The organism is Microcoleus sp. CAWBG640, from assembly GCF_020883015.1.
GTDB classification, from domain to species: domain Bacteria; phylum Cyanobacteriota; class Cyanobacteriia; order Cyanobacteriales; family Microcoleaceae; genus Microcoleus; species Microcoleus anatoxicus.
Map to the genome: position 1 here is coordinate 227245 of NZ_JAHRFC010000001.1, position 10975 is coordinate 238219.

The 10975-nt window shown below is 42.6% G+C and carries 7 protein-coding genes; 6 read left to right on the forward strand and 1 reads right to left on the reverse strand.

What is annotated here, in order from left to right; translation table 11 throughout:
* The first annotated feature begins 102 nt into the window (after positions 1–102).
* The 5 genes from AAFP11_RS00945 to AAFP11_RS00965 all read left to right on the forward strand — a co-directional run bounded on the left by AAFP11_RS00945 (position 103) and on the right by AAFP11_RS00965 (position 8534).
* Positions 103–1002, forward strand: coding sequence for an ion channel (locus tag AAFP11_RS00945; RefSeq protein ID WP_341735316.1), 900 nt, complete (start codon positions 103–105; stop codon positions 1000–1002).
* 126 nt (positions 1003–1128) lie between these two features.
* Positions 1129–2304: an exonuclease SbcCD subunit D gene (locus AAFP11_RS00950; protein WP_341735317.1), complete on the forward strand. Its 1176-nt coding sequence runs from the start codon at positions 1129–1131 to the stop codon at positions 2302–2304.
* 82 nt (positions 2305–2386) lie between these two features.
* Positions 2387–5428 (forward strand): SMC family ATPase, encoded by a 3042-nt coding sequence (locus tag AAFP11_RS00955; RefSeq protein ID WP_341735318.1) that lies wholly within the window; start codon positions 2387–2389, stop codon positions 5426–5428.
* A 49-nt stretch (positions 5429–5477) separates the two neighbouring features.
* The gene (locus AAFP11_RS00960) at positions 5478–6647 is read left to right on the forward strand and encodes a pyridoxal phosphate-dependent aminotransferase (protein ID WP_341735319.1); all 1170 of its coding nucleotides are present in this window, start codon (positions 5478–5480) and stop codon (positions 6645–6647) included.
* 3 nt (positions 6648–6650) lie between these two features.
* A complete protein-coding gene (locus AAFP11_RS00965; protein WP_341735320.1) occupies positions 6651–8534 on the forward strand; it encodes an aminopeptidase P family protein in 1884 nt (627 codons plus the stop codon).
* A gap of 200 nt (positions 8535–8734) precedes the next feature.
* Here AAFP11_RS00965 and AAFP11_RS00970 read toward each other — a convergent pair whose 3' ends face one another.
* Positions 8735–10147 carry a CHAT domain-containing protein gene (locus AAFP11_RS00970; protein WP_341735321.1) on the reverse strand — a complete coding sequence of 471 codons (1413 nt, stop codon included), beginning with the start codon at positions 10145–10147 and terminating at the stop codon, positions 8735–8737.
* Positions 10148–10196: 49 nt separating this feature from the next.
* Between AAFP11_RS00970 and AAFP11_RS00975 the strand changes: the two genes are divergently transcribed.
* Positions 10197–10937 (forward strand): DUF1995 family protein, encoded by a 741-nt coding sequence (locus AAFP11_RS00975; protein WP_341735322.1) that lies wholly within the window; start codon positions 10197–10199, stop codon positions 10935–10937.
* Positions 10938–10975 lie beyond the last annotated feature (38 nt).

Genomic DNA, 10975 nt, shown 5'->3' on the forward strand with positions numbered 1-10975 from the left:
CCTTGTTATCCTACTTTTTATAATTAAACCTCAGTCTAAAGGATCTGTTTTCTGCTACCTAGCAATAGTTACAAATTGACACAGCCGCATTTACAAATCTTTATGAAAACTAATCGCGATCGACAGCCACACCGTTTAGTCAGCAGAAAAGGACAATTCACCCTGAATGTGGTGAGGCTAGGCTTACCTCGCCTGCATTTTGCCGATCTTTACCACGGGCTGCTAACTCTTTCTTGGCCGAGATTTTTTATTTTAATTAGTCTGCTTTATGTCCTTACAAATTCCTTATTTGCCTTAGCTTATTTAGCAGGAGGAAATTGCATCGCCAATGCTAGACCTGGTTCTTTCCAAGATGCCTTTTATTTCAGCGTGCAAACAATGGCTACCATCGGCTATGGTTCCATGTATCCGCGCAATGATTATGCTAATACCATAGTTGCGATCCAAGCATTTTTTGCTTTGTGGGGAGTGGCGATGGTGACGGGACTTGCTTTTTCGAGATTTTCTAAGCCGACAGCTAGAGTTATATTCAGTCGCATCGCTGTTATTGCTCCTTTCAACGGTGTTCAGACTCTCATGTATCGTACTGCAAATCAGCGCTTCAATCAAATTTTAGAAGCACAGCAACGAGCTACTTTGATTCGCGATGAAGTAACATCGGATGGGGATTATATGCGGCGTTTTTACGATTTGACTTTGGTGCGTAGTCAATCTCCAATTTTTGCATTAACTTGGACGGTGATGCACATAATTGATGAGAATAGTCCTCTTTACAAACTTAGTGCTAAGGACTTGAGCGAGCAGCAAGCTGAAATTGTAATTACGCTAACGGGTATTGATGAAACAGTGTCGCAAACTATTCATACTCGCCATTCTTTTGTAGCTTCGGAAATTCTCTGGAATATGAAGTTTGTAGATATTATCTCCAGGACTCCAGAGGGAAAACGGGTAGTTGATTATACTCGTTTCCATGATGTCAAGTCTATTGAAGATAAGTTGTAGGGGCTCACAGGCCCCGTGGTTGCCCCGCTTATGCTGGGGTAGGCACAGGGGCACTACCCCTACAAATCCTCATGAATGATTTACGATCGCCCAAAGTATTAAAATAGACAAAATACTCTTGGTACTATGCGAATAATTCATACTGCTGATTGGCACTTAGGACGACGTTTTCGAGGAATTGACCGCACTCCCGAAATTGCGATCGCCCTGGAAGAAATTTTGCACGCAGCCAAAACCTGGGATGTGGATGCTGTGCTCATCGCCGGGGACATTTTCGATGTACCCAATCCCACTGCTTACGCCGAACGCATTGCTTATCATTTTTTCTGTGAATTGCAAGCAGCGGGAATTCCCGCCATTGCGATCGCCGGGAATCATGACTCGGCATCCCGGATGGACAGCATTGCCCAATTGCTTTCCCTCGCCGGAGTTCGTGCTTTAGGTAAACCCAGGCGATCGGCTGATGGTGGCACAATTCATCTTAACACAAAAAGTGGCAAACTTTGCGTCGGAGCCATGCCTTTTGCTTCGGAACAAAAGCTATTAGATGCTAATGCCTTGTGGGAATCTGACGATGGCGAGTTCCGCAAAAATTACCGAGAAATGGTAGCTGATTTATTACAAAACTTAACTCAGGATTTTCGAGACAATACTGTGAATATGCTCCTGGGACACATGAGTATTGATGGCGCGAGATTAGCTAAATCTGAAGTCGCTTATTACACGCGAGAAAAATACCTGCTTTCGCCCCAAACTCTGCCTGTGGAAGCTCAATATATCGCCCTCGGACACATTCACATCCACCAGCGCCTAGCCCATAATTCTCCTGCTTATTATTCCGGTTCTTTGATTCAGTTAGACTTTGGAGAAGCGGCACAAGAAAAAGGATTTTGTTTGATTGAACTTGAGCCGGGAAGTCAGCCAAAAGTGGAATTTAAACCTGTGACTTGCCATAAGCCCTTAAAAGTGCTTCAATGTCATTATGACAATCTAGATCAAACTCTAGAAGCTCATCGCTATCATCCCGGTTTTTTGAAAGTAATTGTTGAAATAGAAAGTCCACAAATCGGACTTGCCGATCGAGTGCGCCAAATCTGTTCTCAAGCGCTGTTAATTGAACCGCGCTACCCAGAATCATCCCTAGAATCGACAGACATCACTCACATCGATCCCAATAATTTCGATCCCGCAGCCGAATTCTGCAATTACTATCAACATCGATTGGGAACCACACCGCAACCAGTAGTCTTGAAAGAATTTGATAATTTGTACAAAAAATTTAAGGAAAAAGTTAATACTTAAATAATTGTGTAACTGCGTTACCAGGAATAGCCTGATAACAAGTAAACGAGTAAAAGTCCCAAATCCCAAATCTAAAATTAGTATGCGTCCACTTGAACTTTCAATCGAAGGATTTACCAGTTTCCGCAACGAACAGCGCTTGGATTTCTCCGAACTGGATTTATTTGCAATTACTGGTCCTACCGGTGCCGGTAAATCTTCCTTGCTAGATGCGATGACTTACGCTCTTTTTGGTACGACAACTCGTAGCGGAAAACAAGTAAGTGATTTAGTAAGTCAAGGGAGCGAAAATTTAAAAGTTCAGTTGCGTTTTGTCGTGGGTTCCTCCCAGTATCGGGTGACGCGGAAGTGGCGCTACCGTCCTAAATCTCCTGAAACCAAGGTGATTTTGGAAAGTTGGCAACAGGGCGAATGGGAAACTTTAGAAACCAGTATTATTGCTGTTCAAAAAATTATTGAACAGATTTTGGGAATGGATTTTGATACTTTTACACGAGCGATTATCCTACCTCAAGGTAAGTTTGATGAATTTATTAAGGGTGATAAATCCAAACGTCGGGAAATTTTGCGACAGTTAGCGGGATTTGAGATTTTTGAGCAGATGCGGAAGGAAGCAACTGAACTGGCGAAGTTGTTGAAACAAGAGCGGGAAATGGTGGAACGTCAGTTAGTTGAGTTGAGTGCCCCCATCGCCGAGGAATTAGCCCAAAGGCGATCGCAACTGACAAGCTTAGAGCGGCAATTGCCAGAATTGGAACAGGAGTATATTAAATTACAAAAGGCTCTAGAGGAAGAAGAACAACTATTTTTACAAATCAGAAAACTGGAGAGTTTGCAACAGCAATTAACTCAATTAACAGCTAATTCTCAAGGGATAATAGTGCTGACGCAGCGCCTAGAAAGGTCGAAATCTGCCAATAATTTACAGGCAGATTGGGCTTTGGTTCAACAAGCTCGCGGACAATATGTCACCGCGGAAAATAATGCTAAGGTGACGCAAGAACAACTAATCAAATCTCGCTCGCAATTAGCAGCACAGCAGCAGCAACTGGAGGCTGCACAAGCTACGAAAAAGGCTGTGGCAGTTAACATTAAAGCGCGTGAAGATGCTCTGGCTACTGCCAAAGTATATGAAGAACAACGCTGTCAATTAGAAAAAGAAGTGGCGATTGTTCAAAAAAAGGTACAGGAAAAATTGCGGAATTTAAAAGTAACAGAAAAAGAGCTGGAAGCTGCTAATCAGAAAATGCAAACTTCTGGCTTCTTGCTTACTCAAACAGTCGCACTGATGCAACAGTTTTCGGCGGGGGGACAATATTTGGAAAAGTTGCAGCAAGCATCACCTTTATTGATCGAATTTCAGTTATTACAAAAACAGGCGAAAAATCAACAGCAACAGTTAAATAAAAATGTCACAGAACGGCAAAATGTCCAAGAGAATTATAGTCTGATTTCTGAGAAATTAGCAGTAGCAGAAGCTAAGCTCAAAAAGTGCGTTGAGGAGTTAGAAGCAGCGGAAGCAGCTAATGCGGAAGCTGCGGGTTTAGAGCGTGTGGCTGCTGTCAGAATGTCCTTGAATGCCGGGGATATGTGTCCGGTATGTGGGGGGTTACATCCTGAGAGCGATCGCCTGCCCTATTTAGCCAAGTCAAAGATTGTCGATCTCGCTCCTTTCCGTGAAAAAATAGCTACAGCCAATCAGGTTGTTAAGGTGATTCAACTAGCGACAAGTGAAGCTAAAAGCTCTCTTTTAGCCAGTGAAAAAAAGGAGGCTGAAATTGCTCAGGCATTAAAAGAAAATCTGAAGATAGTGACAAAAATACAGGAAAAAATTAATGAGATAATGGATGCTTCTGACTGGGAAGCTGCTAAATTGCAGCAGGAGTTATTAAGTTTAAAAGAGAGCGATCGCCAATATCGAGAAACTGAACAACAGTTTCAACAAGCATCAATTGAATATGAAAAAAATCAACAATTATTGACTTTTTTAGAATCGACAACAGCAGCGAAACAAGAAGACTATCAAAATGCGATCGCCGAAGCCGACCTCCGACAGCAGCAGTTACGAAATTGCGCCAATGCGCTTTATCTAATTACGGAAGATCGACCTTACTATAATTTAGCAAAATCTCTAGAACAAGACAAACAAAACTTAGAAACCTTGCTCAACTCGGCAGAAAAGGATTATCAAAAAGCCTATGCTAATACAATTCAAGCCATAGAAATACATAAACAAGCCACCACGATGCTGGAAGCAGCTATTACCCAAAAACAGGAAATTAACGGAGATTGGCAAAAAAAATTAACCGAAGCTAATTTTACAGAAGATACTTTTGTAGCAGCAGTTGTCCCACCTAAAAAACAATCTACCTGGGAAAGTGCCATTCGGGACTATCGGGAATCCAAAATCCAGTTAGAGACCAGGGAAAAAGACTTGAACGAGCTGATTGCAGGCAAGACTACTAATGAAAATATCCTAGCACAGATGCGATCGGCAAAATATGTCGCCCAAGAAAACTTAAAACAAGCTAACAACAACCGTGCCGAACTATTAGTTTGGATTAAAGTCGCCGAAAAAAATCTCGAACAAGCCGAAAGACTGTCGCAGCAAATCACCAATTTAACAGAACAAGAGCAAACTTATCATACCTTAGCCCAAAATCTAAAAACCAACGAATTTCAATCCTACATCTTAGAACATTTAGAAGCAGAATTAGTCGGCAGCGCCACCTTAATTTTACAAGAATTAACCGAGAATCGTTACACACTAAAAATCCAAGAGGGCGAATACTGGGTAGCAGATAATTGGAATGGTGGGGAAGCCAGACGAGTGCGAACACTTTCCGGTGGCGAAACCTTTGCTACTTCCTTATCAATGGCCTTAGCTTTGTCGGAAAAGCTGTCTCAAGGTGCTCACTTAGGTAGCTTGTTTCTAGATGAAGGATTTGGCACTTTAGATGCAGAAACTCTCGAAAGTGTTACCCTGATCTTAGAATCTTTGCGGCAGCAAGAAAGGCTAATTGGAGTCATTACTCATGTTCGAGGATTGGGAGAAAGATTACCAGCACAGGTGAAAGTTTACAAATCCCCTAAAGGCTCTAGAATTGAAGTAAAAAAACTTTAAAAAGAAGAAAGTTCGGCGGCGGATAACGCATCAAAAAAACAAAGATTATATGAAAATCAACCCCACTCGAATGGAATCGGTACAGTCGCCAATTATTCCTGTTGTCGGTGAACTAATCCGCCAAAATCCAGGGACTATATCTTTAGGACAAGGCGTAGTTTCTTACAGTCCACCGCCACAATCCTTTGCAAAAATTCCCGAATTTCTCGCAAATCCCGACAATCACAAATACAAAGCTGTGGAAGGAATTCCCGCACTACAGGATGTCATAGCAACCAAACTCAAAGCAGACAATGGCATCGAAATTAATCGAAACAACTCCATTGTCGTGACAGCAGGTAGCAATATGGGATTTATCAATGCTATTCTTGCTATCACGGTGGCGGGAGATGAAGTAATTATTCAGTCACCCTATTACTTCAACCATGAAATGGCGATTATCATGGCAAATTGCCGTCCCGTCATCGTAGCAACTGATGAAAATTATCAACTCAATTTAGAGCGAATAAAAACCGCAATTACTGACAAAACGCGAGCCATTGTCACGATTTCACCAAACAACCCAACCGGCGTAGTCTATAGTACCGAATCACTCCGGGAAGTGAATGAACTTTGTCGCCAACATAATATTTATCATATCAGTGATGAAGCCTACGAATATTTTACCTATGACGGGGTTAAACACTTTTCACCGGCTGCTTTTCCCCATAGCAGCGAACATACAATTTCCCTATTTACGCTTTCCAAAGCCTACGGTTTTGCTAGTTGGCGGATCGGGTATATGGTAATCCCAGAAAAGTTGTTGGTTTCTGTTAGGAAAATTCAAGATACAATCCTGATCTGTCCCCCAGTCATTTCCCAGTATGTAGCCTTGGGAGCCTTGCAAGGGGGGCGAGAATACTGCGATAATTATGTCAGGGCGATCGCCTCCGTGCGACAACTCGTATTACAGGAACTCAATCACCTGCAAAACTACTGTACAATTTCGCCTGCTGCGGGAGCTTTCTACTTTTTCTTGAAAATTGATACACAAATTGATACAATGGAATTAGTAGAACAATTAATTCGCGAATACAAAGTGGCGGTGCTTCCAGGCACAACTTTTGGTATGGAGAATGGTTGCTATTTACGCATCGCCTTCGGTGCCCTGGATTCAGGAACCTGTGTTGCAGGGATTAGCAGATTAGTTACAGGTTTGAAAACAATTTTAGGAGCATAAAAAATGGTAGCAACTAATGTGAATCCCACTACGCTTTCTCAGCAATTAACGGCATCAAAACTTGCTGAATTGCGGGTGTTCATGGCAATACATAACTTGGATTGCTATTTCATTTCAGCGGTGGACGAACACTTGAATTTATCTGTTGCACCAGCTAAGCAAAGACGAGCTTGGATTAGTGGGTTTACTGGTTCCGCCGGTGATTTGTTGGTGGGGAAGAATTCGGCTTGGTTGTTTGTGGATTCCCGCTACTATGAACAAGCAGAATTGCAAATCGCTCCGGGACTAATGGAAATATGTAAACTGGGTTTAGAAGGTCATTTAAATTTAATTGAAACTTTAGAAAAACTGGCAGCAGAATCGACAGCGAATAAACCTAAATTGCGTTTAGGTTTCGATTCATTTACTCTGTCGGTGGAGTCTTATCAAAATTGGCAGAGTAAATTGACGCAGGCGGGAATTGAACTGATAGCAATATCGGATAATTTAGTAGACAAAGTGCGATCGCACAATCTAGCACAAACAGCAGAAACCTTACCCGCCATTGACGAATCTCCCCTATTTAGTTTACCTGTATCCCTGACTGGAGAAAGCACGGAACAAAAATTAACCAGAGTCAGGGAAGCGATGAAGCAAGCAAATATTGATGTGCTACCGATTACCAACCTCAATCAAATAGCATGGCTGTTCAATCTCCGAGGCTCGGATATTCCTAACATTCCGATTTTTATATCCTATGCTATTGTCACTGCCAATATAGCTTTTTTGTTAACTAACCCCCAGCGAGTTGCAGCAGAAGTTAAGCAAGAATTGCCTGGGGATGTAACTTTGCTACCCTACGCAGAATACCAGTCTACTTTAGAAAAGTGTGTCAGTGCGACCCAAAAAATTAGGGTGCTTTTAGACCCCAAACATACTACAGCAGGGACTTATCAGTTAATCTTAAATCAGCAAAAAGTACAGAAAGATGCTGTGGAAATAGTTTTTGAGACTAATCCCATCGAAGGGATGAAAGCTCGGAAAAATCCTGTGGAAATAGAACAGATGAAATCTGCGAATTTCAAAGCAAGTCGAGCTAAAACTCGGACTTTTAAGTGGTTGACAGAACAACTAGAAAATGGTAGTATACTGACAGAGTTTGATGTCAAAGAAACCGTCGAAAGATTTTATCAGCAGGAAACAGACTTTCAGACTTTAAGTTTTAGAACGATCGCCGGTGCGGGAGTCAATAGCTCGATCGTGCATTACGGCACTCCCAGTCCAGAAGTGAGGCTGCAACCAGGGGAACTACTGTTACTGGACTCAGGAGCGCAATATTTAGGGGGTACAACGGATGATACCAGAACCGTGGCGATCGGAGAACCAACGGCGCTACAAATAGAACACTACACGACAGTTTTGATGGCACATATTAACTGTGCAATGCAGCAATTTCCCAAGGGGACAACCGGTGCGCAATTAGATGCGATCGCCCGTGGTGTATTATGGCAACAACAACTGGACTACGGACACGGGACTGGGCACGGAGTCGGGGCATTTTTAGCCGTTCACGAAGGGCCAAACGGTATCAGCAAATCGGTACAATACGCCCTAGAACCTGGGATGGTAACTAGCATAGAACCGGGATATTATCAACCGGGATGGGGCGGAATTCGCATCGAAAATCTCTATGTTGTCAGAGAAATGGGGTCAAATAATGATACGGTTTGGTATGGGTTTGAACCGCTGACCTATATTCCCTTTGACCGGAAATTGATTAATGTCGATCGACTGTCACAGACTCAACTGGCATGGTTAAATAAATATCATAGTGCGGTAGTGGAGAAGCTGGCAACGGTGTGCGATACAGGAACTGTGGAGTGGTTAAAAAAAGCCACCGCCATCTAATTTGCAGTTAGTTAATTTGTAGCTAATTTGTAGGGTGCGTCGCTGGGGGACATGGACTCGAATGTGCTGATTGACTGATGGCGACGCACCTTATATTTTTAACTGTTGCATGGTCATGATTTAACCGCAGAGAACACAGAGAACACAGAGGAAGAGAATAGAGAGATGAATAATTCAGATCCTACTGGATTGGATGTAAATCAATCAAAAATAGAGACATAAGATGCTGGCTCCCAAGTCGGAGGTGCTTCGGCTGGATTATGAAAAATCACTGGCAACCAACTTGCACCAGGATATGTATCTTCTAACCCATGCAATCTTTCTCGTGTTTCTCGTACTGAAGCGTATAAAGATTTACCGCTTGAAAATGCCTCCAGAAAATGTTCCAAGAATGTGTATGCAACTTCATTGGGTATCCTGTAACGCATGACGATAGTTGTGAGACTTCCGAAATTAGCTAATTGATTGGCTATTCCTAACCCATCACAGGAATTGAAAATAGCTAATTTTAAACCGCGTCCCATAGCTTTTTCCAGTGCATTTTTTAATTCATTTGCCATTAAAGTATCTGTTGGATTCAAAGAAATTTGACCATTACTACCATCACTATCACTAGCACTAGAACCTGCAAAATAGAAAATATCCCAACCTTCTGCATTCCAAAGTGTCTCAAAAAGTTGATCGCGACTTGGATTTACTAAAAATACTGTCTCTGCACTAGGTAATTGTTCGAGTAAGCTTCTATCTACATCCAGATTTATTCCTATAGATTCACCTAAACAACCTAAAATTCTGACTGTATTGTTTTTTCTAGACGTTGATTTTTTGATTTTTGTATATCGAGAATATCGAGGCAAACTGAAAGCGATTTCAGCCTTGGGATAATCTTGAAAGAAATCCCAAAAATGCCAGGGTAATCGCCATAATACCTGGTTCTTAGTTTCAATGAACACTCGTACTTCATCAGTTGGTAATAGGTTCCTGCGTAGAGAATCAACACAAGGAAGAAATGATTCTGATTTGAGCCAGTTGTTGATGATATTTTGGAATATTTCTAGGTTTTTCTTTAATTCAGAAGAAGAGAACTTGGTAACTGAAATTTTTCTGAGTACCATTCTATGGGAAACATCATGAGAAGTAGAAAAATATTGCCCAGATAACTGCCAAGCATCATAGGATGAGTAAACATCTGGAGCCGGAGGTAAGTTTCCAATTAGAGGTAAGTTTCCAATTAATTGTTGAACAGGAAACAGCTCGTTAGCTTTGAAAATCTTCATTACCACTGGAAAACCGCTTTCAAAATCCCCATCTCCTATGGTCAGAATAACAGTTTTTATTCCTACAACATTGTTTTTTGTAGGCTCTTTTTGAGAAGATGGGTTGATGGTTAATACTTCCTGAGCATACTTTGGTTGGCTGTTTTCTGGCGATGCCTTGCTAACTTCAGTAACAGCGCCGACTGAAGCACTCGGTGCAAACTTCCCTATCTCACGGGCATAAACTAATAGCGGCTCAAATTCAGCCAGAGGTTCGGCAAAAGTTTCTACCAAAGATGCCAGTCGTACTTGCTCTGCCCTATCCTGCTGATAAGCATTCTTTAATGCTAATGTCAATTCACGCGCCGCCTCGCACCGCTGTTTCTGCCAACCGCTGGGACAAATCGTGGAAGGGCACCATCGAACCGTCGCGATCGCGCAATCCCGCATTGCAACCGCAGCCGCTCTCTCCGACGGGCAAACTCTACTGCAAGTTGAATTAGTATTCCCAGAAATCGCACTCCAAGCACAGTCTATCGCCGCACAATTTCTCGCAGAATTTGAAGACATCCACTCTGGAGTCAAAGTCTTCTTTCCTGATGCGGGTTCGGCCGCCCTCGCCCGTCGCGACTGGGGACAAACAGCGTTTAAGGTGACAGATTTGGGCAGCAGCCGCACTGCTGTTGAAGATAAAATAGAACCGGAAGACCAACTGTTTTTGTTGATCAATCCCGCAGCAGTGGAAGCTGCTCAAGTTGAAAAACTTTATATAGCTGCGGGCGATCGCCCAGTAATTATACTCAACCCCCGGCTGGAAGATGTTGCCACCACAGGTACAGGCTATGCAGGCCGCCAATTGCGCGATCGATTCCTGAACAAAATCGAATCCTGCTACTACATCAGACCCCTAGAAGATGCAGCCCTATTCCGTTGCTACCCTCAACCCTGGCAAGTTTGGCTAGAAACAAACGACGAATACGAACTAATTTCCGAAACCGCCCAAAAACCCGTAGGAGACGATTTAGAGCGGATTTTAGCTAAAGCCTTGGGAACCGCCGATCCAGATTCCACGACACCTGCAAAACCGCTAAAAAAGAAAGGTTTTCTGGCAGAACTCCAGACATTTCTCAAAGCTTTGACACAGTGACATCGTTTGCAGAAACACAATATAGCAATCCTAAATGA

Bases quoted from the DNA above. Each gene is read 5' to 3' on its own strand.
- AAFP11_RS00945 (WP_341735316.1), top strand. From the start codon at position 103: ATGAAAACTAATCGCGATCGACAGCCACACCGTTTAGTCAGCAGAAAA.
- AAFP11_RS00955 (WP_341735318.1), top strand. From the start codon at position 2,387: ATGCGTCCACTTGAACTTTCAATCGAAGGATTTACCAGTTTCCGCAAC.
- AAFP11_RS00965 (WP_341735320.1), top strand. From the start codon at position 6,651: ATGGTAGCAACTAATGTGAATCCCACTACGCTTTCTCAGCAATTAACG.
- AAFP11_RS00960 (WP_341735319.1), top strand. From the start codon at position 5,478: ATGAAAATCAACCCCACTCGAATGGAATCGGTACAGTCGCCAATTATT.
- AAFP11_RS00950 (WP_341735317.1), top strand. From the start codon at position 1,129: ATGCGAATAATTCATACTGCTGATTGGCACTTAGGACGACGTTTTCGA.